The 21,593-nt window shown below is 63.0% G+C and carries 22 protein-coding genes and 1 tRNA gene; 7 read left to right on the forward strand and 16 right to left on the reverse strand.

The genetic code is table 11. From position 1 onward, the window contains the following. Positions 1-3: 3 nt before the first annotated feature. The 4 genes from GTP44_RS04760 to msrA form a co-directional block, all read right to left on the reverse strand. A complete protein-coding gene (locus GTP44_RS04760) occupies positions 4-2,232 on the reverse strand; it encodes an ATP-binding protein (RefSeq protein WP_161018546.1) in 2,229 nt (742 codons plus the stop codon). Between the two features lie 107 nt (positions 2,233-2,339). Further along, positions 2,340-3,071, reverse strand: a complete 732-nt coding sequence (locus tag GTP44_RS04765; RefSeq protein ID WP_161018547.1) for a YoaK family protein — start codon at positions 3,069-3,071, stop codon at positions 2,340-2,342. Positions 3,072-3,149: 78 nt separating this feature from the next. Further along, positions 3,150-3,548, reverse strand: coding sequence for a DUF1842 domain-containing protein (locus GTP44_RS04770; RefSeq protein WP_160989420.1), 399 nt, complete (start codon positions 3,546-3,548; stop codon positions 3,150-3,152). A gap of 108 nt (positions 3,549-3,656) precedes the next feature. Next, entirely contained in the window at positions 3,657-4,160 is a 504-nt protein-coding gene (msrA, locus tag GTP44_RS04775; RefSeq protein WP_160989421.1) for a peptide-methionine (S)-S-oxide reductase MsrA, read from the reverse strand. Between the two features lie 200 nt (positions 4,161-4,360). Here msrA and GTP44_RS04780 point away from each other — a divergent pair, with 200 nt between their 5' ends. Then, positions 4,361-4,783, forward strand: a complete 423-nt coding sequence (locus GTP44_RS04780; RefSeq protein WP_161018548.1) for a response regulator — start codon at positions 4,361-4,363, stop codon at positions 4,781-4,783. Between the two features lie 11 nt (positions 4,784-4,794). Here GTP44_RS04780 and GTP44_RS04785 read toward each other — a convergent pair whose 3' ends face one another. Beyond that, entirely contained in the window at positions 4,795-5,682 is an 888-nt protein-coding gene (locus GTP44_RS04785) for a LysR family transcriptional regulator (protein ID WP_161018549.1), read from the reverse strand. Between the two features lie 90 nt (positions 5,683-5,772). On the opposite strand from GTP44_RS04785, the gene GTP44_RS04790 reads away from it, so the two are divergent. Both GTP44_RS04790 and GTP44_RS04795 read left to right on the forward strand, forming a co-directional pair. Continuing rightward, positions 5,773-6,819, forward strand: a complete 1,047-nt coding sequence (locus GTP44_RS04790) for an FUSC family protein (RefSeq protein ID WP_161018550.1) — start codon at positions 5,773-5,775, stop codon at positions 6,817-6,819. Between the two features lie 301 nt (positions 6,820-7,120). Further along, on the forward strand, positions 7,121-7,288 hold the full coding sequence (locus GTP44_RS04795; protein WP_160989425.1) for a Flp family type IVb pilin: 168 nt from the start codon (positions 7,121-7,123) through the stop codon (positions 7,286-7,288). A 44-nt stretch (positions 7,289-7,332) separates the two neighbouring features. On the opposite strand, the gene GTP44_RS04800 is transcribed toward GTP44_RS04795, so the two are convergent. The 3 genes from GTP44_RS04800 to GTP44_RS04810 all read right to left on the reverse strand — a co-directional run bounded on the left by GTP44_RS04800 (position 7,333) and on the right by GTP44_RS04810 (position 10,122). Beyond that, a complete protein-coding gene (locus tag GTP44_RS04800; RefSeq protein WP_229256788.1) occupies positions 7,333-8,196 on the reverse strand; it encodes an extracellular catalytic domain type 1 short-chain-length polyhydroxyalkanoate depolymerase in 864 nt (287 codons plus the stop codon). A gap of 71 nt (positions 8,197-8,267) precedes the next feature. Further along, a complete protein-coding gene (locus tag GTP44_RS04805) occupies positions 8,268-9,437 on the reverse strand; it encodes a sensor histidine kinase (RefSeq protein WP_161018551.1) in 1,170 nt (389 codons plus the stop codon). Next, positions 9,430-10,122 carry a response regulator transcription factor gene (locus tag GTP44_RS04810; RefSeq protein WP_161018552.1) on the reverse strand — a complete coding sequence of 231 codons (693 nt, stop codon included), beginning with the start codon at positions 10,120-10,122 and terminating at the stop codon, positions 9,430-9,432. Before GTP44_RS04810 ends, GTP44_RS04805 begins: the two co-directional genes overlap by 8 nt. Before the next feature lie 374 nt (positions 10,123-10,496). On the opposite strand from GTP44_RS04810, the gene GTP44_RS04815 reads away from it, so the two are divergent. Genes GTP44_RS04815 through GTP44_RS28175 form a run of 3 tightly spaced genes read left to right on the forward strand, consistent with a single transcriptional unit; the run spans position 10,497 to position 11,199 of the window. After that, complete coding sequence (locus GTP44_RS04815) at positions 10,497-10,808, forward strand: helix-turn-helix domain-containing protein (RefSeq protein WP_161018553.1); 312 nt, start codon at positions 10,497-10,499, stop codon at positions 10,806-10,808. A gap of 49 nt (positions 10,809-10,857) precedes the next feature. Further along, positions 10,858-11,073, forward strand: a complete 216-nt coding sequence (locus GTP44_RS27150; protein ID WP_202423987.1) for a hypothetical protein — start codon at positions 10,858-10,860, stop codon at positions 11,071-11,073. A 15-nt stretch (positions 11,074-11,088) separates the two neighbouring features. Beyond that, complete coding sequence (locus GTP44_RS28175) at positions 11,089-11,199, forward strand: hypothetical protein (protein ID WP_371867144.1); 111 nt, start codon at positions 11,089-11,091, stop codon at positions 11,197-11,199. A 59-nt stretch (positions 11,200-11,258) separates the two neighbouring features. On the opposite strand, the gene GTP44_RS04825 is transcribed toward GTP44_RS28175, so the two are convergent. The 4 genes from GTP44_RS04825 to pepN all read right to left on the reverse strand — a co-directional run bounded on the left by GTP44_RS04825 (position 11,259) and on the right by pepN (position 16,098). Then, complete coding sequence (locus GTP44_RS04825; RefSeq protein ID WP_161018554.1) at positions 11,259-11,726, reverse strand: Imm42 family immunity protein; 468 nt, start codon at positions 11,724-11,726, stop codon at positions 11,259-11,261. A 506-nt stretch (positions 11,727-12,232) separates the two neighbouring features. Further along, a tRNA-Thr gene (locus GTP44_RS04830) sits at positions 12,233-12,308 on the reverse strand. Between the two features lie 105 nt (positions 12,309-12,413). After that, positions 12,414-13,418, reverse strand: coding sequence for a class 1 fructose-bisphosphatase (locus GTP44_RS04835; protein ID WP_160989427.1), 1,005 nt, complete (start codon positions 13,416-13,418; stop codon positions 12,414-12,416). A 25-nt stretch (positions 13,419-13,443) separates the two neighbouring features. Then, positions 13,444-16,098, reverse strand: coding sequence for an aminopeptidase N (pepN, locus tag GTP44_RS04840; RefSeq protein ID WP_161018555.1), 2,655 nt, complete (start codon positions 16,096-16,098; stop codon positions 13,444-13,446). Positions 16,099-16,303: 205 nt separating this feature from the next. On the opposite strand from pepN, the gene GTP44_RS04845 reads away from it, so the two are divergent. Next, entirely contained in the window at positions 16,304-16,936 is a 633-nt protein-coding gene (locus tag GTP44_RS04845) for a DUF4136 domain-containing protein (RefSeq protein ID WP_161018556.1), read from the forward strand. An 87-nt stretch (positions 16,937-17,023) separates the two neighbouring features. On the opposite strand, the gene GTP44_RS04850 is transcribed toward GTP44_RS04845, so the two are convergent. From GTP44_RS04850 to GTP44_RS04865, 4 genes are all read right to left on the reverse strand, one after another. Further along, positions 17,024-17,488 carry a DUF6328 family protein gene (locus GTP44_RS04850; RefSeq protein ID WP_161018557.1) on the reverse strand — a complete coding sequence of 155 codons (465 nt, stop codon included), beginning with the start codon at positions 17,486-17,488 and terminating at the stop codon, positions 17,024-17,026. After that, complete coding sequence (locus GTP44_RS04855; RefSeq protein ID WP_161018558.1) at positions 17,485-18,501, reverse strand: quinone oxidoreductase family protein; 1,017 nt, start codon at positions 18,499-18,501, stop codon at positions 17,485-17,487. The genes GTP44_RS04850 and GTP44_RS04855 overlap by 4 nt, the downstream gene beginning before the upstream one ends. Before the next feature lie 19 nt (positions 18,502-18,520). Next, a complete protein-coding gene (locus tag GTP44_RS04860; RefSeq protein WP_161018559.1) occupies positions 18,521-18,901 on the reverse strand; it encodes a methylglyoxal synthase in 381 nt (126 codons plus the stop codon). A 90-nt stretch (positions 18,902-18,991) separates the two neighbouring features. After that, positions 18,992-21,505, reverse strand: coding sequence for an alkaline phosphatase D family protein (locus tag GTP44_RS04865; protein ID WP_161018560.1), 2,514 nt, complete (start codon positions 21,503-21,505; stop codon positions 18,992-18,994). Between the last annotated feature and the right edge of the window lie 88 nt (positions 21,506-21,593).

Below are 21,593 nucleotides of genomic sequence, written 5' to 3' on the forward strand. Positions count from 1 at the left end.
CTCTCAATCATGATTGGGTAAGGCGAACGAAAACGTCGCGCCCTCCCCCGGCACGGAAGTCGCCCAGACCCGGCCGCCATGGCGCTCGACGATGCGGCGCACATTGGCCAGACCGATGCCCGTGCCCTGAAAATCTTCCATGCGGTGCAGGCGCTGGAATACGCCAAACAGTTTGTGGGCGTATTCCATATTGAAGCCGACGCCATTGTCGGCAACGTGGAACGCGGTTTCGCCCGGCAGCTGTTCGCTGCTGATGCGGATCACGGCGGGAGTGCTCCTGGCGGTGAACTTGACCGCGTTCGACAGCAGATTATACAGGGCCAGTTGCAGGAAGGCCGGATCGGCCGTGACTTCCGGCAGCGGCGCCACCTGCCAGTCGATGCGGTGCGGCGGCAGGTCCGGCGCCAGCCGGTCGATGCAGCCCCGCACCAGGTCGTCCATGCGCACGCGGATCGGCCGCAGCGCGGCGCGGCCCATCTGCGAAAAGCTCAACAGGTCGTCCACCAGCTTGCCGGCCAGGCGCGCCGCGTCCTTGATGTTGGCGAGGAAGCGCTGGCGCCGCTCCGGGTTGTCGCTGCCGGCGGTTTCCATCAGCAGGTCGGAAAAGCCGACGATGTGGCGCAACGGCGCGCGCAGGTCGTGCGACACCGAATACGAAAACGCCTCCAGCTCCTTGTTGGCCCGGCCCAGCTCCTCGGCCAGGTCGGCCATCTGCTCGGCGCGTTCCAGCGCGATGCCCACCAGTGCGGCGCGGAACTCCACCGCCAGTTCCACTTCGCCGTCGCGCCACGGCACGCTGGTGCCGTGTATGGTTTCGCGCCACAGCTGGAAGCTGGTGCGCGGCGTCAGTTGGCCGGCGCGCAGCTCCTTGCCGTCCGGCCGTCCGGCCCAGTCGATGTGGTAGACATGTTCGGGACGGAACCACAGCAGGTAGTGCTGGTGGATGCGCGAAATCTGCATCGCCAGCAGGCCGCTGGCGCATGCGACGAAATCCTCGGCCGGCGCGTACGCGGTTGACAGATGGGCGCTGTGGAACACCTCGCTGTGCACATGGGCGCCCAGCCAGCCGGCCAACGCGCGGATCTGCTCGTCGGACGGCGTGTCGCCAAAGGCGATCAGCCGGTCGTCGATGACGATGGCGACGCCGCCGGCGCGGGCGAAGTGCAGCAGTTCGGGCAGTACGCTGCGCAGGTTTTCGATGAAGTCGGCGCCCTGCGTCAGGCCGCCGAGGATGCGCACCATCGAGCGCCGCACCTCCAGGCGGAACTGCAGTTCGTCGGCGTCGCGGCGGTTCTTGATGTGCAGCGCCAGAATCTGGCCCAGGTGCTCGCACACGGTGCGCTGATGGAAGCTGAGCATGCGCGGCTCGGCGTGGTGGCACGAGATCAGCCCCCACAATTTGCCCTTGACCACCAACGACACCGACATCGACGCCTGCGTGCCCATATTGCGCATGTATTGCAGATGCACCGGCGAGACGCTGCGCAGCGCGCAGAACGACAGGTCGTTGATCTTGCCGGTGAGCGGATTATCGGGCGGCGTCAGCCTCGACGGCGTGTAGTTGGCATCGTGGATCAGGCGCACCCGGTTGGCCAGGTACAGTTCGCGCGCCTGGCGCGGAATGTCGCTGGCCGGGAAGCGCTGGCCCAGATAGCTGTCATAGCCGTCGGCCAGCGATTCGGCCAGCACGTTGCCATGGCCCTCGTCCTGATCGAAGCAGTAGGCCAGCACCCGGCCAAAGCCGGTCAGGGCACGGATTTCGTTGACAGCCAGCGCGCACATCGCCTCGATGGTGTCGGCCTCGTTGATCTGGTTGAGGAAGTCGCCGACCAGCGGGTACAGGTGTTGCAGGTCGGCGCCGTAACTGCCGTGCGCCGGCTCGAATTCGAGCAGCACCAGACCGTCCCACGCATGCGCCAGCACGTCGAACGCTTCGCCGTCGCAGCCGAGGGTGGCCAGGTAGGCCGGCCGCTCGCGCAACTCGCCGCGCGCCAGCAGCGGCGCCAGCGTGCCGGCGGCGGCCGCGCCGATGACCTGCGCCAGCGGCCGACCCAGCGCCTGCTGCGGGGCGACGCCGGTCCAGCGCACCAGATTGTCGCTGGTCTGCACCACCTCCAGCGCGGCGCCGGGAGCCAGCGCCAGCAAAAAACCATGCGGCTGCAACGCGCCGGGGGTGCGGATAGGTTCGCTATCGCAACTATTGATATCGATGGCGGGGCTGTCCTGGGGCATGGCGGGGACGGACGAATCCGGAATTATCGAGTCTGTATCATACCAAGCTCCACCACGCGCCGACGCACAACAGGCTCATCCGTCCTGAACCAATGCCGCCGCCGCGGCTAGCCGGCGCCGCGCACATCGTCCAGCAGCGGCACGGCGGCCAGCAGCAACAGCGCGCAGGCCAGCGGCACGGTGGCGCTGAAGCCGAGGTACTGGAAGCCGAAGGCGCCGGTCAGCCCGCCGGCCAGGAACATCGCCAGCAGCGAGCTGAGCAGCGCCAGGCGGCGGCGGTCGGCAGTGACGCGGCCGGCGGCGTGGTCGCGGTTCCAGTAGAACAGCTTGCCCAGTTCGATGCCGATGTCGGTCACCAGGCCGGTGACGTGGGTGGTGCGGATTTCCGCGCGGGAAGCCTTGGTGACGATGGCGTTTTGCAGCCCCATGACAAAGCATAGCAGCGCCACCGTGGCGGCGATGTGGCCGTGCGCCGCCAGCCGCGCGCCCATCAGGCCGAACACCAGCAGCAGCGCCGCCTCCAGCATCAGCGGCAGCGCATAGCGGCTGTGGGCCTCGCGCCGCCGGCCCCAGTTGATCAGAATGGCCGAGGTGGCCGCGCCGAGGAAGAAGGCCAGCAGCGAAGTCAGTCCCGCCAGCAGCAGCGTGAATTTGCCCAGCGCCAGGTTATCGGCCAAGGACGACACCACACCGGACATGTGCGAAGTGTATTCACCCACCGCGAAAAAACCGCCGGCATTGACCGCGCCGGCGACGAAGGCCAGCGAGCGGCCAAGGCGGCGGTTGCCGAGGTCATCGCGTTGCGGGCTGGCATAGCTCCGCAGATAGTGCATGGGCATGGCGGTCTCGCGCGTGGAGGGGTCAGCGAACATCGGTTACGGGCGCCCTGAAAAATGGCGCCCAGCCTCCAAGGTATACTAGTAGGCCACCTCCGGCAACACCGCACGGGCCACGCCGTCGCGCACATCGATCACGCGCGGATAGATTTTCCCCACATTCATCTTGAAGTAAGCCTGGCCTTCTTTATTGGCCGTGGGCAATACCATCAATGCCTGGAAGGAACTTGGTTGCTCGTCCAACACGGCGAAAATCGGTGGCGTACCGGCCAGCACGATGGCCTGCAACGGTGACCCGCTGTCGATTTCCAGATGATGGCCGCGCACCGACATTTCGTGGATATCGCCGATGACGGTCTCCACGGTGGCGGTGCCGACCACGCTGCCGCTAACCCGGTTCACCACCAGGTTCAGGCGCAGCGAGGGACGGCCGAGGGAGGCGCTGTGGACTTCATAGACGGCGGCAAATAACTGGCTCATGGCAATTCCTAAAATGAAGACGCGAAACAGGTCTGCACTGTAGCCACACCGCCAGAAAGTTTCCTTCCGATTATCTTCCGTCTTGCAAGGCCTTGATTTACAACGTCTTCAACGCTTGGGCAACACCCAGTTCGCACGCGGATAATGGCAGGTATAGCCGTGAGGAATGCGCTCCAGATAGTCCTGATGCTCCGGTTCCGCCGCCCAGAACGGGCCGGCCGGCGCCAGTTCGGTGACCACTTTGCCCGGCCACAGGCCGGACGCATCGACGTCGGCGATGGTCTCTTCGGCCACCGCCTTCTGCGCCTCGTCCGTGTAGAAAATAGCGGAACGATAACTGGTGCCGATATCATTGCCCTGGCGGTTGCGGGTGCTCGGGTCGTGAATCTGGAAGAAAAATTCCAGCATTTTGCGATAGCTGGTGACGGCCGGATCGAAAACGATCTCGATCGCCTCGGCGTGGCTGCCATGGTTGCGGTAGGTGGCGTTGGGCACGTCGCCGCCGGTGTAGCCAACGCGCGTGGCGAGCACGCCGGGTTGCTTGCGGATCAAGTCCTGCATTCCCCAGAAGCAACCTCCGGCCAGAATGGCCTGTTCCGTTTTGCGCGTCATATCGATTCCTTTTCCCTAGATGATGTTGCTCAATTTGGAGACAAATGCAGATTTCTTCAAGCGGACGGCCAAAATCCCACTATAATTGATTGCAGGAAAGCCTTTCAGCTCCCGCCCCGCGTGCCCTTTAATCTGTCGCGCTCCCAAATTCCCCGGCCTGGACCCAGCCGAACGTCACGTTTTTTTACCGTTCTGAGATCATGGACCAGACCAATTCAATCCCACGTATTCTAGTCGTTGACGATAACAATGAAGCGGCCGATATCTCGGCGGAACTGCTGGAGTTGCAAGGCTACCGCACCGCGGTCGCCTATGCCGGCATGGCCGGACTGGAGGCGGTGCGCACCTTCCAGCCACACGCGGTCTTGCTCGACCTTGGCATGCCCGGCATGGACGGCTACCAGGTGGCGGCCGCGCTGCGCGCCGTGCCCGATTACGACGACGTAGCGCTGATCGCCTTCACCGCCTGGGGCGACGTGCTGACCCGCCAGCGCGTGGTCGACACCGGCTTTGACGAACATGTGATCAAGCCGGCCAACCTGGAACGCATCTTGGCCGCCGTGCGCAACGCGCTGGCCAAACGCGCGCAACTCAGCGCCATCGCCGTCGCCGAAGCCTCCTGATTCATCTGTCGTCAGCGCTTGTGAAACTGCCGGACCAGCTCACGGAAGTTGTTCACCGTGACTGATTTCTCGCGCGGCCGCGTGATTAAAGCGATGGCCGTGCCGAGGTCCTTGTTACGGAGATCCTGATAGGTCACGCCCTCGGCGCGGAACTGGCCGATCGACTCCGGAATGATGGCCACGCCAAAACCCGCCGCCACCATGTTCACGCCCGATGAAATCTGCGGCGACTCCATCTCGATCTTGGGCGAAAAGCCGGCCGTGTGACAGGCGCTGATGATGGCGTCGTACAGCTCCGGGCCGATGGCGCGCGGGTACAGAATGAACGGATCGGCGGCCAGCTGCTTCAGATCGATGCTGCGGCGGCGCCCCAGCGCATGGCCGTGCGGCAGCACCGCGATCATCTTCTCCTGCACCAGCGTGGTGACGACGGCGTCGCCGCAATCGAGCGGCAGGCGGATCATGGCGCAATCGACCTGGGCGTCGGCCAGCTTGCCGACCAGCGCGGCGGCGTTGCTTTCCTCGGTGCGGATTTTCACACCCGGATAATCCTCGCGAAAGCGGCGCAGCAACCGCGCCACCGTCGGATGAAACACGGTGGAGCCGGCAAAGCCGACCGACAAATGGCCGCTCTCGCCGCGCGCCGCCATCTTGACGTGCTCCAGCGCGTCGTTGGCGTCTTCCAGCACGCGCCGGGCGCGCTCCTTGAAGATCGCACCGGCCTCGGTCAACTCGACCCGGCGCGGATGGCGGATGAACAGCTTGGTGCCGATCTCGCGTTCCAGCTTGATGATCTGCTGGCTCAATGGCGGCTGGGCGATGCCGAGCCGCTCGGCCGCCACGGTGAAATGCAGATGCTCGGCCACCGCCAGGAAATAGCGTAACTGGCGAAATTCCATATGACTCCTTGTGTATCGATATCTTTTTCGTCTTGAAGAGACTATCACGAAATATTGGATTTGCGGGCGACGGTCTTTTAACCTGTGGTCATGGTCAAGAAACTCATCACCACCACCGCCGCCAAAGCCAACCTGATGGAAGGCGTGCGCGCCGCCACGGCCTGCGCCCTGTTGCTGCTGGTCGGCTGCGCGCTGAACGTGCCGGACTTTTCGTGGGCCGCCATCGGCGCCTTCTGGACCTCGCTGGCCACCGCGCCGAACACCGCGCGCAGCCGGCTGGCGTCGATGCTGGCGTTCGCCGCGCTGTCGACCGCCGGCGGCGCGCTGGTCACCTACACGGCGGCGCTGAGCCCGACCGCCGGCGCGCTGGCGATCCTGATCTTCGTCACGCTGGCCGGCCTGACCCGCGTCTGGGGCGAACGCCCATACCAGGTGGCGATCCTGGCCGCCACCGCCTGCGTGGTGATGATCGACCACCCATCGGCGGCGGCCGGCGACATGGCCTACCTCGGCCTGTACCTGTTCGGCTGCCTGTTCGCCACCGCGCTGAGCATGGTGCTGTGGCAGATCCGCCCCTTCGCGCCGGACCACCACCACACCCACTGGCGACAAGCCGCCGTGCAGACGGTGCGCGCGGCGCTGGCGCAGTTGCGCGAGCACACCTCGCTGTCCAGCGACGGCATGCACTTCGCACTGCGCCTCGGCATCGCCACCACCGCCGCCTACCTGACCGTGCATATCCTGGCGCTGCCCTGCGGCTACTGGGCCACCATGGCGGTGCTGCTGATCTTGCAGCCATCGGCCGCCGGCACGTTGCCGCGCAGCGTCGAGCGCGCGATCGGCACGGTGATCGGCACGCTGATCGCCGTCACCATCGGCGCGCTGGCGTTGACGCCGCTGCAGATCGCGCTGGCGGTGTTCCCGCTGATCGGCCTGACCATGGCCCTGCGCCCGGTCGGCTACAGCGTGTTCGTCGCCTTCCTGACGCCCTCCTTCGTGCTGGTGGCCGACTACGCCATGCCCGCCATCGAATACAACTACGCGCTGGCGCGGCTGGAAAACAATCTGCTGGGCAGCGCCATCGCCATCGCCGCCACGCTGGTGCTGTGGCCGCTGACGGAACGCCTGCGCAAGTAAGCCAAGCGCACTCACGCGCGTGCCGCCGGCCAAAACGCGAATCGGCGTGCTCCTGCGCGGGCGACGCGGCTGGTGCTGGGTGTGGTCGGCACGGCCGCCGCTGCTCTGCTGCTGAGCAAGAAGGCCAGACCGGCGTGACAAATGTCACGACAAAAGATGACGTTTGTCCGCTGTGCGGCGACGGCAAGTGGCGTAGAATAACTTTCATCGGAACACAAGCAGTAACGCAATACCTAAAACCTGAACCCCGTTTTAGTTGATTTAGTACCCCACACTCAACCAACTTAACGAGGATTCAATCATGAACGCAATCAAAAACTTCATCGCCAACGAAGACGGCATCACCGCTATCGAATACGCCCTGATGGCCGCCGCCATCGCCGCCGCGATCACCGCCGGCCTGGCCATTCTGGGCCCGAAAATCACCGCTTCGCTGACGTACATTTCGGGCCTGATCAAATCGTCGTAATCGACATCAGCTCCAACCAAATCCGGCCTGCGTGCCGGATTTTTTTATCGGCGATGCTTATTGAAGAACTGCCAGATCACCTCGTTGGCATCGATATCGCGCGTGGTCTTGCCAATCGGCAGGCCGACATTGAACGGATCGGCGCCCGGCCAGGTGTGCCCGCCATCCGTGACCGTTGCCAGCGCCACATTGCCCTGCTCCAGCCAAGTGACGCTGGTGCCGTCATTAGCGTCGGTATCGATCAAGCGCGATGCGGCCTCGGCGGCGACGCCATTCCGCTTCAGCCAGTAGTTGTAGGTATCTTCGGCCGACAGATAAGCGCCTGCTTTACCGCCATACGCCACCACCTGATCAGCCGTACCGTGGATCAGCAGCACGCCCACATTGCCCGGCTTCGTGTGATGCTGTACCACCGGCTCCGGCATCGGCCCGCCGACCGACGCCACCGCCGCAAACAACTGCGGCAGCTCCGCCGCGATCCGCAACGAAAAGAAACCGCCACGCGATAAACCAGTCGCATACACGCGCTGCGCGTCCACACGGTAATCCTGCTTCAGCCTGGCAAGCAGCGCCTCGGTGTAACCGATATCATCGGTACCCTCCCGATAAGACATGCCGAAGCCGACATTCCAATCCTGCTTGATCCCCAGCGGATAAACCACGATGAACTGATGGCGGTCCGCCGCCCGGTTCATTTGCGTGTACAGCATCTGCTCGGCCATGGTCATGCCGCCGCCATGGAAATTCAACACCAGCGGAAACGCTTTCTGCGGCTGCGTCGCATAGGCAGGCGGCGTATAAACCAGATAGCGCCGCTTCTCTTCCTTATAAACAAGCGACTTCACCTGCGCCAGCGCCGGCGTGACCAGGCACATCAGGGCAAGGAAACTGATCAGAATTTTCATCATGCGTACTCGATAAAGTTAACGAACACGCAGCTTAAGAAACAGCAGGTGAAATCGCGGTGAAATTTCCGCGCTTATTGCAGCGGCACGATATCGACCCGATACGCCGTCTCACCGGCATGAAAACTGATCTGCCAGCGCATCGCCGCAGCCATGCGCTGAAGCAGATTCTGGCCGTGCTGGAAACCTTGCACGGCTGCGGCCTGATTCACCGTATTGCTGATGCTAAGAACGCCATCGGCGAACGCCAGCGTCAGCCGCGATGCCGGTCCGCCGTGGAACAAGGCGTTGCCCAGGCAGTTGTTGATCAGCAGCGTGGTCAGGTGACGGTTGCCCAGCACCGAGAGCCGCTCCGGCAAATCCAGCACCAGCGCGACCTCCTCGGTGATCAGGCGCAGCAGGCTTTCTTCGATGCAGCCGCGCAGTTCAATCACCTCCTGCGCGATATGCTCGGCACGCGCCAGGCCGAACAGCACATCGACGGTATTGCCGATCTCCGCCAGTCCTGCCTGCAACTGCGCCACATCCGGCGCGCTCAAGGCAGGGGATGCGGTCAGCGCATTGCGCATCACGGTCAGCGGGGTGCGCAGCTCGTGGCTGACATCGCGCGTAAACGCATGCTCGCGCGCCAGCGACGCATGCAGTTGCCCCAGCGTAGCCTCAAGCTTCTGCGCCAGATAGCCGATTTCATCGCACCGCCGCGCCGCAGTGAACGGCGGCGTCTGACCACGCACCTCGTCGGCCAGCACCAACAACGGCGCCACCAGCCGCCGCGACAGCCAATACGCCAGCAACAAGGCCAGTGCAATCAAGCCCAGCGCCACCGCTGTCAGGAAGCCGCCAACCTCCTGAAACAGCGTCGACACCACCAACAGCGGCCGCACGTCCGCCAGCAGATACACCTTGCTTGCCGGCAGTTGCAGCGTGCGCAAGTGATAGTGCGGACCTGTGTCGGTGGCTATCTCGGCCCGCTCGCGCCCGGCCACAACTTGCGCACGCACCGCCGCCGGCAAGGCTTGCACGCTGGAATAGGCGCGGATGAAATCATTTGCCGGCGGCGGGATCTCGCCCCGCTCGCGGAAATGCGCCGCCATACTGGCCGCCTCGCGCTCCAGCAGGCGATCCACCAGCTTATCTTCCGTCACGTAGGAAATGACCAGCGCCAGCCCGGTATAGCACAGGCAAATCAGCACCGTAAAACCGGCCAGCACGGCAAACAGGCTATGCCGGATCGAGCTAAACATCCGACAACACCAGGCGGTAGCCCAATTGGGGAATGGTGACGATCATCGTCTCCGCACCGGCCTGCTCAAGCTGCTTGCGCAGCGCGTAGATGTGCGACTTCAGCGCGTCGCTGTCCGGCGGATTGGCACCCCACACCTCGTGCATCAGCGCCGAGCGCGACACAGCTTGAGGATACATGGTGCACAACTTCAGCAACAGCTTGAAACCGATCTGCGTCAGCGCCAGCGGCGCGTTGTGAAACAGCGCGCTCTTCTCCCGCTGCAGCAAGGTCAGCGGCCCCAGCTGCAACTGCTGCTTGACGTGCAACTGGCCGCGCCGCGCCAGCGCCTCGCAGCGCAAGGCCAGCTCGCGCAGATCGAACGGCTTGGTCAGATAGTCATCGGCGCCCTCGTGGAAACCGCGCGCCTTGTCCTCGAAGGCATCGCGCGCGGTCAGCATCAGCACCGGCACATTGCGCGGCGCGCGCTGCTTGATGGCGCGGCAGACATCGAGGCCGTCCACATCGGGCAGATTCAGGTCCAGCAGCACCACGTCGTAGGCCTCGCGCGTGGCCAGCTCAATCGCCAGCGCGCCGGTGGCCGCGTGATCGGTGTGCCAGCGCAAACCGTCGAGAAACGTCACCACCTGGCGGGCAATCGTTGGGTGGTCTTCCACTACCAGAATGGCTAGAGAGCTGCTGTTCATCGTTCACTTGGAGGACTAAAAGTCCTAACATGACAGAGAACGATATTTCAAGCAAGCATGCACCCGACCTTGCGAAAGCATTTTTAACCTCTTTGCCTGTTTGAGGTCTAACCGGTTGGTTAGCTAAAAAAAATCACGATCAGGCAAAACCATTATCGGGATTCGGCAATGAGGGCGTGTTGGAGGTCGTCGAAGCGTATTGAGGCAACACTTGTCACGCCGTGTACACCGTCCGTTACGCAAGAGCGGTCTATGTACGTACGGGACTGTTTTCAAAAGAAGTCCAATCATGGCATCACTGCGCCGAAGCGCCAAATCGACCTTATCAAGGCGCGTCTGGTGATTGCGGCAGCGATGGAGAGGAGCAATCAGCCATGATCAGAATCATTAATAGCGAACCCGTAGAAGAAGGCAGCGAGAATGTCTACGCTGACCTTGGCTTTCCAGATGCCGACGAAATGCTGGCAAAGGCCATGCTTACCAGCCAGCTTGATGACAAGCTGAACAACCTTGGCATGAGTCACGCTCAAGCTGCGAAAATGTTTGATGTGCCAGTATCTTGGCTCACCGATCTGCTACTCGGAAAATTTCGAGACATCGCCCGCGACCAAATCGTCAGCTGCCTGGACCGGCTCGACTCGGCGGTGAAACGTAAGCGGCCAGCCGAGCCAACTATGAATTCGTGATCGGCCTCGTCACACTGACACTTTCGATGATTCGGGAGGGAAGATAGTGGTGAATTCAGAACAGGAAAAAGTCTGGCAAGAACGCGTCATACCCATACGGCAGGTCGGTTACTGGGTTCGGCGGTTGACAGGTGCGGCAGTGACGCTGGCGTTGTTGCCGGTGCAGGTTGTGCCAGCGGTTGCGGCAGCGGCGCCGCTCAGTCTGCGCACCGGCATTGATGGCCTGTCGCTGCACGTGCAACAGGCCCTGGGGCGCCCGCCTTAGGATAGCACCGCCTATGTGTTCGCCAACCGCCATCGTACCCGCCTCAAGCTGGTGTGCTGGGACGGCACCGGCGTGTGGATTCGGCCAGGCCCCTTCGCTATGTCCATCGATATATTAAACGACTGAATCTGACCTGACAGTCGCAGGCGCCAAACCGGGGTAACTGTCAGATCAAATCGCGATCACTACAAATGAAATCCCGCCAAAACGTTTTCGAGTTCATCTTTTTCAAGATACGCCTCCAAAATTTCATTTTCGCGGTGGCGCCATACACAACGCTCATGGCCCAGCTCGTTTTTCACTAATAGAATTGTCCACTCATCAAAGGAAGACATCCCCAAATAAGATATGTGAAAACGCGCGTAAATATTGTCATATTTGCGGTACCCGTCCACCTCGGCATTTTCCCCGGCCAATAGCTCAAAGACGACGTCTTTCGGCAAGTCGTATAGGTGCTCTTCATAACGATCACATGGTTCGTTCACAAAATCGCGGATCCAGTTCCTGCATCCATTCAAATCGACAGATGAATCATCTTCGCTGCCGATCCGATGACCGTTGAGGTAAAACCAGAAGTAGCCATATACCCATCTGGTAGTCGTCAGGGTTACGTCACACTCCACTGCAAATTTATTTTTATTTCCAAAAAGCATTCCATTTTCCTTCTAAACGATCCTTGGCATACTGAGTGAAGTTTCGGTGTTCGTTTGCTCGCAGAACTGCCCCACTCTAACTGACCCGCCTTCCACTACCTGGCAAACGCGGCCACGCGGTCGTATGCCCTTCATAACCCACCTCTTGCAGATCCATGTGAAGTTGTTTTAGATTGCGTCGCTGCTTGCGGAGTTTGGCTACCTCTGCCTTGAACCAGCCTGATAGCTGTAACGAGTATGTGTCCAACTCGCTAGATGAACGCCGTTCCGCATAGGAAGGCTCTGTAGTTTCCGATCGCAGATAGCGTCGCTGTGGGGAAAGTGGGTCAGTTTTCCCTGCAACTCAACAGAAAAATTTTTCGTGTGAGGGACCTGACGCCAAATTGTCCCTCACATGTCGCAGATTTCATGGTACGCCGACGAATTTTGAAAGATAATAAAAAAACCCGCTTCCCTATGAAAGGAGCGGGTTTTGATACTTCTTGATACTACGTATTGCTGAGTTCTGGTGCCGCTTGCCGGAATCGAACTGGCGACCTTTTCATTACGAATGAACTGCTCTACCAACTGAGCTAAAGCGGCGACGACCCGCATTCTAACAAAGAACTATTCATCCAACCAGTCCCAAAGCGATATTTTTTGGTCCAGTTGTGATTTTTTCATTGCATCACGCGGATCTGGGGCTTATCAGCCCTCGCGATGGTAGCCGGTCACCACCGCCACCTCGTCGCGCGAGCCCAGGAACACCGGCACGCGCTGGTGCAGCTTGTGCGGCTGGATGTCCATGATGCGCTGCTGGCCGTCGGTGGCCGCGCCGCCTGCCTGTTCGACGATGAAGGCCATCGGGTTGGCCTCGTACATCAAGCGCAGCTTGCCCGGCATCGAGGTGTCGCGGGTGTCGGCCGGGTACATGAAGATGCCGCCGCGGTTCAAAATGCGGTGCACGTCGGCCACCATCGAGGCGATCCAGCGCATGTTGAAGTTGGTGCCGCGTGGGCCGGTGTCGCCGGCCAGCAGTTCGCTGATGTAGCGCTGCACCGGCGGATGCCAGTGGCGCTGGTTCGACATGTTGATGGCGAATTCCTTGGTCTTGGCCGGGATCTGGATGTCGCGCTGGGTCAGCACCCACGAGCCCATTTCACGGTCCAGCGTGAAGCAGTTGACGCCGTGGCCGGTAGTCAGCACCAGCATCGTCTGCGGACCGTACACGGCGTAACCGGCGGCCACCTGTTTCGTGCCGGCCTGCATGAAGTCGGCTTCGGTCGGCTGGGCCATGCCTTCCGGCGCTTTCAGCACCGAGAAGATGGTGCCGATCGAGACGTTGACGTCGATGTTCGACGAGCCGTCCAGCGGGTCGAACAGCAGCATGTATTCGCCCTTCGGATAGCGGTTCGGGATCGGGTGGATCGACTCCATTTCTTCCGATGCCATGGCGGCCAGATGGCCGCCCCATTCATTGGCTTCGAGCAGGATTTCGTTGGAGATGATGTCCAGCTTTTTCTGCACTTCGCCCTGGATGTTTTCGGTCTCGGCGGTGCCCAGCACTTCGCCCAGCGCGCCCTTGCCGACCGAGTGGCTGATGGTTTTGCAGGCGCGCGCGACGACTTCGATCAGCAGGCGCAGTTCGGCCGGGATCGTGTTGTTCTGGCGTTGTTCTTCCACCAGATATTGGGTGAGACTGACTCGTTTCATGTGTGTCCTTGGTTGCTTGGGATGTTTAATTGGCCAGCGCTTTGGTGATGACTTCCGAAACGTCGTTCGACAGCTTCTGGGCGGCGACTTGCTCCAGCGCCTGTTTCATCTTGGCCTGCAACGCCGGCGCGTAACGGCGCCAGCGGTCCATGGCGCGCGCCAGACGGGCCGCCACCTGCGGGTTGATCGCGTCCAGCTTGATCACGTACTCGGCCCAGAAGGCGTAGGCGCTACCGTCTGCGGAGTGGAATTGCGACGGATTGCCGTTGGTGAAGTTGAAGATCAGCGCGCGCGCGCGGTTCGGCGTCTTCAGCGTGAAGGCCGGATGCGCCATCAGCTTGCGCACCGTCGCCACGTCGGTGGTCGGCGCGGCAGCTTGCATGGCGAACCATTTGTCGATCACCAGCGCTTCATTTTCGAAGTCCTGGTAGAACGCGCTCAGGTGGCTGGCGGCGTCGGTGCCGCTGTGAATCAGCGCGACCAGCGCGGCGGCGCGGTCGGTCATGTTGGTGGCGTTGGCGAACTGCTGTTGCGCCAACTTCAGTTCAGACTCGGCCGGCGCCACCAGCAGGTAGGACAGGCACAGGTTTTTCAGCGCCCGCTTGCCGGCCGACAGCGCGTCCGGGCTGTAGTCGCCCGGCGTCTGGTTGGCGTGGTACTGCGCCAGCAGTTCTTGCTTGAGCGCGGCGCCGATGGTGCGGCGCATGAACTGGCGCGCGCTGTGGATGGCTTGCGGATCGACCACGTCCATCTGCTCGGCGATGATGGTTTCCGACGGCAGAATCAGCGCCAGCTCACGGAAGGCCGGGTCCAGCGTGTCGTCGGTCAGCACGGTGCGCATGGCGTTGATGAAGGTCTGGTCCAGCTTCAGGTTGGCGGCGCCGTGCGCGGACACTTGCGCGGTCAGCTTCAGCAGGCGTTCCATCGCCAGGCGCTGGCCGGCTTCCCAGCGGTTGACCGGATCGCTGTCGTGGTTGAACAGGTGCAGCAGTTCGTCGTCGGTGTAGTCGTGTTCGAGGATCACCGGCGCCGAGAAGTCGCGCAGGATCGACGGGGTAGGCCGCTCTTCAACATTGCGGAAGCGGAAGATCTGCTCTTGCTCGGTCAGCTCCAGCACCACCGTGGTTTGGTCACCCTTGGCACCTTTTTCGTGCTTGCCGTTTTCCAGCGTCAGCGGCAAGTCCTTGCCGTCGGCGCCCAGCAGGCCGACCGCCACCGGAATGTGGAACGGCAGCTGTTCCGGCTGGCCGCGCTGCGACAGGATGATGTCGAAGTTGCCCTTGGCGGCGTCGTAACGGGTGCGCGCGGTCACCACCGGCGTGCCGGCCTGCGCGTACCAGCGCTCGAACTGGGTCAGGTCGCGCTCGTTGGCGTCGGCCATGGCGGCGCGGAAGTCGTCGCAGGTGACGGCCTGGCCGTCGTGACGCGCGAAGTACAGGTCCATGCCTTTGCGGAAGCCGTCGCGGCCCAGCAGGGTCTGGTACATGCGCACCACTTCGGCGCCCTTCTCGTACACCGTCACCGTGTAGAAGTTGTTGATCTCGACGAAGGAGTCGGGCCGCACCGGGTGCGACATCGGGCCGGCGTCCTCCGGGAACTGGGCCTGGCGCAGGGTGCGCACCTGGTCGATGCGGGTGACGGCGCGGCCGGTGTCGGTACCGATCATGTCGGCGCTGAACTCCTGGTCGCGGAACACGGTCAAGCCTTCCTTCAGCGACAGCTGAAACCAGTCGCGGCAGGTGACGCGGTTGCCGGTCCAGTTGTGGAAGTACTCGTGGCCGACCACCGCCTCGATGCCGGCGTAGTCGATGTCGGTGGCGGTGCGCGGGTTGGCCAGCACGAACTTGGTGTTGAAAATGTTCAGGCCCTTGTTTTCCATCGCGCCCATGTTGAAGTCGCCGACGGCGACGATCATGAAGCGGTCCAGATCCAGCTCCAGGCCGAAGCGCTGCTCGTCCCAGCGGATCGAGTGCTTGAGCGACTGCATGGCGTAGTCGGTCTTGTCGAGGTTGCCCGGCTCCACCCACACCTGCAGCAGCACGTCACGGCCATCGGCCAGCTTGAAGCGCTCTTCCTGGCACACCAGCTTGGCCGCCACCAGCGCGAACAGATAGGACGGCTTCTTGAACGGGTCTTCCCACTTGGCGTAGTGGCGGCCGTCGCCGAGGTCGCCCTGTTCCACCAGGTTGCCGTTCGACAGCAGCACCGGATACTGTGCCTTGTCGGCGCGCAGCATCACGGTGTACTTGGCCATCACATCCGGACGGTCGGGGAAGAAGGTGATGCGGCGGAAGCCTTCGGCCTCGCACTGGGTGAAGAAGTTGCCGTTGGAAACGTAGAGGCCGGACAGCGAGGTGTTGTTGACCGGCGCGCACACGGTTTCGATTTCCAGCACCACCTCGGCCGGCGCGTTGCGGATGGTCAGCAGCGCTTCGGTCAGCGTGTAGTCGCCGACCTGCAGCAGGCGGCCGTTGAGGCGCAGTTGCACCAGTTCAATATCCTCGCCGTGCAGCACGATGTCGTGGCTGCTGGCGGCGGGGTTGTGGCGCAGCGTGATGCGGTTGGCGACCACGGTGCGGGCCGGGGCCAGGTCGAATCCCAGTTCTACCGTGTCTACCAGGTAGGCAGGAGGGGTGTAATCTTGGCGGTAAATCGTCGTTGGGCTGCTGTCAGTGCGCATGGGAGACTCGGATGGACGAAGGCAAAAGCCTATTTTACCAATACCGGCGTCGGCCGATGCGTGAATTGGCGTTTTCGCCAAGCTTTCCCACCTGTAAGTTGCCGCTTTCCACGATGCGGTAACATTCTGTAATAATCGTGCAAGCTCCGGAGGTGCGACATAAACTTAGCTCTGGAAAATACCGTCTTACTGAGAGGGCATCATCATGAAATATCTCGCCACGCTGGCAACTGCCGCCGTCCTGCTGCTGAGCGGCTGCGCCACCACCATCAGCAGCAATGTGACCGCGTTCAACGACTGGAGGGGCGACATCCAGGACAAGACCTACGCCTTCGAAGCGCCGCAGGGCGCCGACGACACGCTGGAATACCGCAACTATCAGGTGCTGGTGTCCAACGAGCTGGGCAAGCTGGGCTTCCAGCAGGTGTCTGACGGCCAGCAGCCGAAGCTGCTCGTTGGCATGAAATACTTCACCATCGACCATCCGGTGCGGGTGCTGCAGGAAGACCCGTTCATGGGGCCGTACTGGGGGCCGGGCTACTACGGCCGCTATGGCTGGGGCTATTCGCGCTGGGCCTATCGTCCGTTCTACTATGACCCGTTCTTCTATCCGAGCCGGATCGAGGAACGCATCAAGCACCAGTACCAGCGCCAGCTGCGCGTGACCATCAACCACGTTGCCGGCCGCAAGCTGTACGACGTGACGGTGCAGAACACCAGCGGCATCCAGGCCACGCCACGCGTCATGCCGGCACTGGTGCAGAGCGCCTTCGCCGGCTTCCCCGGTCAAAACGGCGTGCCGCGCACGATCGACATCACGATCGAGCCGAAAACCTAAATTCCGGTGTCAGGTCTGACAAAACCACACGGGCTCAACTGCGTAGCAGTTGAGCCCGTGTGCTTTTGTCAGACCTGACACCGTTTTTCAGAGTTTGCGGTGCAGGTAGGCGGGCATCAGCCACCAGAAGATCAGGATCAGCAGCGCCATCACGGCCGCTACCGCCAGGCCCACGGCGGCGCCGAAGACTTCCGAAATCACCAGGTCCGTTCCCAGCACCAGCGCGATCGCCAGCGAGAAGGCGCCGGCCACGATCTGGCGCGTGGCGATGCGCTTGAAGCGGACGCGGTCCTTCAGCGGCCGCAGCACGCGGTGCTGGACCGCCGGCGCGCTCAGCAACACCAGGCTGGTCAGCGCGAAGAAGAAGGTCGCCAGGAATAGCTGCTTTTCCATATGGACGATCTTCGAGAAGCCCTGGTTGAACGGCAGAATGATCAGGAAGGCCGACAGCATCTGCGCGCCCGGCAGCAGGATGCGCATTTCACTCAGCATGTCGGAGAAGTCGCCGTCGCCCTCGCGGTCCTCGTCTTCCAGGTCGGGACGCACGCTCATGGCAGCAGAATGGTCGAGCCGGTGGTCTTGCGCGCTTCGAGGTCGCGGTGCGCCTGTTGCACGTCGGCCAGCGCGTAACGCTGGCGGATGTCGATTTTCACTTCGCCACTGCTGACCACGCCGAACAGCGACTTGGCCATCGCTTCCAGATCGGCGCGCTGGGCGGTGTAGGCCATCAGCGATGGCCGGGTGATGAACAGCGAGCCGCGACTGGCCAGTTCGGTCAGGCTGAACGGCGGCACCGGGCCGGAGGCGTTGCCGAAGCTGACCATCGTGCCCAGCGGCTGCAAACAGTCCAGCGAGCCGATGAAGGTGTCCTTGCCGATCGAGTCGTACACCGCCGACACGCCCTTGCCGCCGGTCAGTTCCTTCACCCGTTCGGTGAAGTTTTCGCGGTTGTAGTTGATCACATGCGTGGCGCCGTTTTCAATCGCCAGCGCCGCCTTCTCTTCCGAGCCGACCGTGCCGATCAGGTTGATGCCTTTCACGCGTGCCCACTGGCAGGCGATCAGGCCGACGCCGCCCGCCGCCGCGTGGAACAGGATGGTGTCGCCGGCCTTCAGCGGCACCGTGCGGTGGAACAGGATGGTGTCGCCGGCCTTCAGCGGCACCGTGCGGTGGAACAGGTATTGCACCGTCAGCCCCTGCAACATCATGGCGGCGGCGGTGTCGAATTCGATCTGTTTGGGCAGCACCAGCAGTTGCGACGCGGGGATGTTGCGCGCTTCCGAGTACGCGCCCAGCGGACGGCCACCGTAGGCGACGCGATCGCCCACCTGCAGATCGGTGACGCCCTCGCCCAGTTCCTCCACCACGCCGGCGCCCTCCACGCCCAGCGCGCCGGGCAGCGGCTGCGGGTACAGGCCGGTGCGGTGGTAGACGTCGATATAGTTCAGGCCGATGGCTTCATGGCGCATCCGCACTTCGCCGGGGCCGGGCGGCGGCAGGTCGATCTCCACCAGTTCCATCACCTCGGGACCGCCGACGCGGTTGATGCGGATCGCCTTGACCATTTACCTTCTCCAATAATTATCAGGCAGCACGTTGCTGGAGTTGAGACAGTACCAGATGTGCGGACGCCATGTTGGTCGCGCACGGCGTATTGTGCACGTCGCAGGCGCGCACCAGGGCGTTGATGTCGGGCTCGTGCGGCTGCGGCGTCATCGGGTCGCGCAGGAAAATCACGCAGTCGATCTGGCCTTCCACCAGCAGCGCGCCGATCTGCAGGTCGCCGCCGAACGGGCCGGAGTGCTTGCGCTCGACCGTCAGCCCGACCTCGTCCTGCAAGCGGCCGCCGGTGGTGCCGGTGGCCACCAGCGTGCAGCCCGAGAGGAAGGCCCGGTATTCGCTGGCCAGCGTGATCATGTCGTCTTTTTTCTTGTCGTGCGCAATCAGCGCGATGCGGAACGTCATCCTGAATCCTTTTTTATTGAGACGATACCGATCATACCAGCCTGCGCAGGACTGCCGGCGGGACGCGGCTATGCACCCCGCCGGTAGCGCCTAACTGATGATCACCGACGGCGAACCCGCTGTCACCGTCGCGGTCGTCGTGCGGGCGATGGTGGCGGCGGGGGCGCTGGTGCCGACCAGTTTGTTGGCTTGCTTGAACTGCGCGGTCAGCTTGCCCGGTGTCAGCGTCACCAGCGTGTAGCCTTGGGCATCGGTGTTCAGGTGCTTGAGCCATGGGTTGTTGCCGAGCGCGGACAGTTGCTGTGCCAGCGACAGCAGGTTGGTGCTGAAGTCGGCGTTGGCTGGCAGGCCGCTCAGCACGGCGCTGACGGTCGCATCCAGTTGCGCTTCCGGCACGCCTTTCGCCGCCAGCGCGCCACGTAGCTGCACGCGGGTTTGTTCGGCCAGCGCCGCCACCGTCGGCGCGGCTTTGCCCATCGTGTAGTCGAGCAGGTTGAAGCTGAGGTTGACCGTGCCGATACCGGGCACCGGCACCGCCAGCGGATACGCCACCAACACACCGATATCGCCCAGCGCGGCCGAGGCGTCGCGCAGGTAGCTGAAGAAGGAGTCGGAGCTGATGCCGGCCGAGACCAGATCCACCATCACCGGCGTGCCGCCGCCGGTCGCGTCGAAATCATCGTTGACGGTGCCGGCGAAGAAGGCGTGGATGTCGCCGGTGATCGCCACCACGTTCTTGACGTTGTTGGTCTTCAGGTGTGCCATCAGCGCCTTGCGCTCGCTGTTGTAGCCGTCCCACTGGTCGCAGTTGAGCAGGAATTTGGTGAAGAACGCCGCCAGTGCCTCCTTCTTGCCCGATGCCGCGACAAATTTGGAGTTGGCTTTGTTCTCCTGTACTTCCGGCTTGATGTAGCCGAAGGCGATGGTTTGCCCGGCCACGGCGGCCAAGGCGGCGCCGCTCTGCCCCGCGCTCGCCGCGGCGGCCACCTTGCCGAACGTCGCCACCGCGATCGACGCCTGCGCCGCCGTCAGGCCAGCCTTGACGCCGGCCGCCGCTTGCGCATCCTGCGCGCCGCCGCTCGCCGCCGAGGTGGCGATGGTGACCCCGCCAGCCTGTGCGACGGTGGCCGCTGCGCCGGCCGTCACCGCCGCCACCATCGCGCCGGCCACGGCGAAGTTGCCGCCCGCCGCGGCCGCCGTGGTGCCGACCGCCGTCGCCAGCGACGACACCGCGTTCAACGCCAGCAGCGTGGCGACGGCATCGACGCCGTTCATCCCCATGCGCAGCAGCGACACTTCATTGCCCCACAATTTCCACGTCGCCGTGGCGGACTGCATCTTGTCCATCCACCACTGGCGCTGCGGGTTGCCGAGGATGGTGGCGGTGGTCAGCGGATCGAGGCCGATGGTTTTGGCGCCGGCCATCTTTTGCGCCTCCACGCTGTTGAACAGGTCTTGCGGCACCAGGTAGCGCGAGCCGATGCGGCCCAGCGGCTTGCCGGTGGCCGGGTTCACCGACGATTCCGGAATCACGTGGTCCGAACGGTACAGGCGCTCGTCGGTCATCACCAGTTGCATCAGCTTACCGAACTGGAAGTCGCGATAGATCTTGATGTTCTGGAAGGTGGTGTTGGCCGCGTCCAGCGTCACGTCGGCCGGCATGAATTCAAACCACGCCTGATTGGCGTTGCGGCGGCGCGCCGACTGGTGCAGGTCCGAACCGTCGGCGTTGAACGAGCCGTCGTAGGTCTGCGCATCCTGCCACGCGTCGTCGGTGAATTCGTGATCGTCCCACACGGCGATGAAGGCGAAGCGTTCGTGCAGCGCCTGCAGGCGCGTATCGGTGCGGTACTTCTTGTACAGGTAGCGGTAGTCGTTGAGCGAGTTGGCGTACTTGGCGCCGGCGCTGCCGTTCTTGAACACGCCGTCCGGCAGCACCAGCGCATCGTGGCGGCTCTCGACGGCGCCCAGCTGGAAGTCCTCGCCCACGGTCTCGTAGATGTAGTCGCCCAGATGGACGATGAAGTCCAGATTCTCGGCGGCGATGGCGGACATCGCGCCCCAGTGGTTCACGCTCCAGTCCTGGCAGGTCATGTAGACGAACTGCAGCTGCGCCACGTCGGCGTCGGCCGCCGGCGCGGTCTTGAAGCGGCCGACGTTGGAGCGGTTGTCGCCGGCGATGAACTGGTAATAGTACGTGGTGGCCGCCGTCAGGCCGGTCAGCTTGTGGCGGATGGTGTTGTCGTACTGCGCTTGCAGCGGCAGGCGTACATCAGCCACGGTGGCGCCGCTCAGTGCCGCGTTGCTGCCCAGCGCCGCGCCGTTGTCGCTGGCGGTACAGATCAGGCGCAGCGCCGTGGTGGCGGCGGAAGGCACCGCCGCCACATTGTCCGACGCCGCCGGCACCGCGCGCGTCCACAGCAAAATGCTGTCGGCGCGCGGGTCGCCCGAGGCCACGCTTTGCGGGAATTTCCAGGCACCGCGGGCCAGCGCCAGGCCGTTGTCCGCCGCGCCGTCGCTGCCGCCGCAGGCCGTCAGGGCGGCCCCGGTTGCCGCCGACACCGTGATAAAGCTGCCGAATTTGAGAAACTGCCGTCTGTCCATATGTGCTCCCGCCGCTGAAGTTATGTATAAAAAGAAAACCTTAGCAGCCGGATATGACAGCTTCTCTACAAAAAATGGAGCTTCCCCT

Origin of the sequence: Duganella lactea (assembly GCF_009857505.1) — a bacterium.
GTDB classification, from domain to species: domain Bacteria; phylum Pseudomonadota; class Gammaproteobacteria; order Burkholderiales; family Burkholderiaceae_D; genus Rugamonas; species Rugamonas lactea.

What these genes read in the sequence shown, in the direction of transcription:
- GTP44_RS04760 (WP_161018546.1), bottom strand. Translation starts at nt 2,232, where the DNA reads ATGCCCCAGGACAGCCCCGCCATCGATATCAATAGTTGCGATAGCGAA.
- GTP44_RS04765 (WP_161018547.1), bottom strand. Translation starts at nt 3,071, where the DNA reads ATGCCCATGCACTATCTGCGGAGCTATGCCAGCCCGCAACGCGATGAC.
- GTP44_RS04770 (WP_160989420.1), bottom strand. Translation starts at nt 3,548, where the DNA reads ATGAGCCAGTTATTTGCCGCCGTCTATGAAGTCCACAGCGCCTCCCTC.
- msrA (WP_160989421.1), bottom strand. Translation starts at nt 4,160, where the DNA reads ATGACGCGCAAAACGGAACAGGCCATTCTGGCCGGAGGTTGCTTCTGG.
- GTP44_RS04780 (WP_161018548.1), top strand. Translation starts at nt 4,361, where the DNA reads ATGGACCAGACCAATTCAATCCCACGTATTCTAGTCGTTGACGATAAC.
- GTP44_RS04785 (WP_161018549.1), bottom strand. Translation starts at nt 5,682, where the DNA reads ATGGAATTTCGCCAGTTACGCTATTTCCTGGCGGTGGCCGAGCATCTG.
- GTP44_RS04790 (WP_161018550.1), top strand. Translation starts at nt 5,773, where the DNA reads ATGGTCAAGAAACTCATCACCACCACCGCCGCCAAAGCCAACCTGATG.
- GTP44_RS04795 (WP_160989425.1), top strand. Translation starts at nt 7,121, where the DNA reads ATGAACGCAATCAAAAACTTCATCGCCAACGAAGACGGCATCACCGCT.
- GTP44_RS04800 (WP_229256788.1), bottom strand. Translation starts at nt 8,196, where the DNA reads ATGATGAAAATTCTGATCAGTTTCCTTGCCCTGATGTGCCTGGTCACG.
- GTP44_RS04805 (WP_161018551.1), bottom strand. Translation starts at nt 9,437, where the DNA reads ATGTTTAGCTCGATCCGGCATAGCCTGTTTGCCGTGCTGGCCGGTTTT.
- GTP44_RS04810 (WP_161018552.1), bottom strand. Translation starts at nt 10,122, where the DNA reads ATGAACAGCAGCTCTCTAGCCATTCTGGTAGTGGAAGACCACCCAACG.
- GTP44_RS04815 (WP_161018553.1), top strand. Translation starts at nt 10,497, where the DNA reads ATGATCAGAATCATTAATAGCGAACCCGTAGAAGAAGGCAGCGAGAAT.
- GTP44_RS04825 (WP_161018554.1), bottom strand. Translation starts at nt 11,726, where the DNA reads ATGCTTTTTGGAAATAAAAATAAATTTGCAGTGGAGTGTGACGTAACC.
- GTP44_RS04835 (WP_160989427.1), bottom strand. Translation starts at nt 13,418, where the DNA reads ATGAAACGAGTCAGTCTCACCCAATATCTGGTGGAAGAACAACGCCAG.
- pepN (WP_161018555.1), bottom strand. Translation starts at nt 16,098, where the DNA reads ATGCGCACTGACAGCAGCCCAACGACGATTTACCGCCAAGATTACACC.
- GTP44_RS04845 (WP_161018556.1), top strand. Translation starts at nt 16,304, where the DNA reads ATGAAATATCTCGCCACGCTGGCAACTGCCGCCGTCCTGCTGCTGAGC.
- GTP44_RS04850 (WP_161018557.1), bottom strand. Translation starts at nt 17,488, where the DNA reads ATGAGCGTGCGTCCCGACCTGGAAGACGAGGACCGCGAGGGCGACGGC.
- GTP44_RS04855 (WP_161018558.1), bottom strand. Translation starts at nt 18,501, where the DNA reads ATGGTCAAGGCGATCCGCATCAACCGCGTCGGCGGTCCCGAGGTGATG.
- GTP44_RS04860 (WP_161018559.1), bottom strand. Translation starts at nt 18,901, where the DNA reads ATGACGTTCCGCATCGCGCTGATTGCGCACGACAAGAAAAAAGACGAC.
- GTP44_RS04865 (WP_161018560.1), bottom strand. Translation starts at nt 21,505, where the DNA reads ATGGACAGACGGCAGTTTCTCAAATTCGGCAGCTTTATCACGGTGTCG.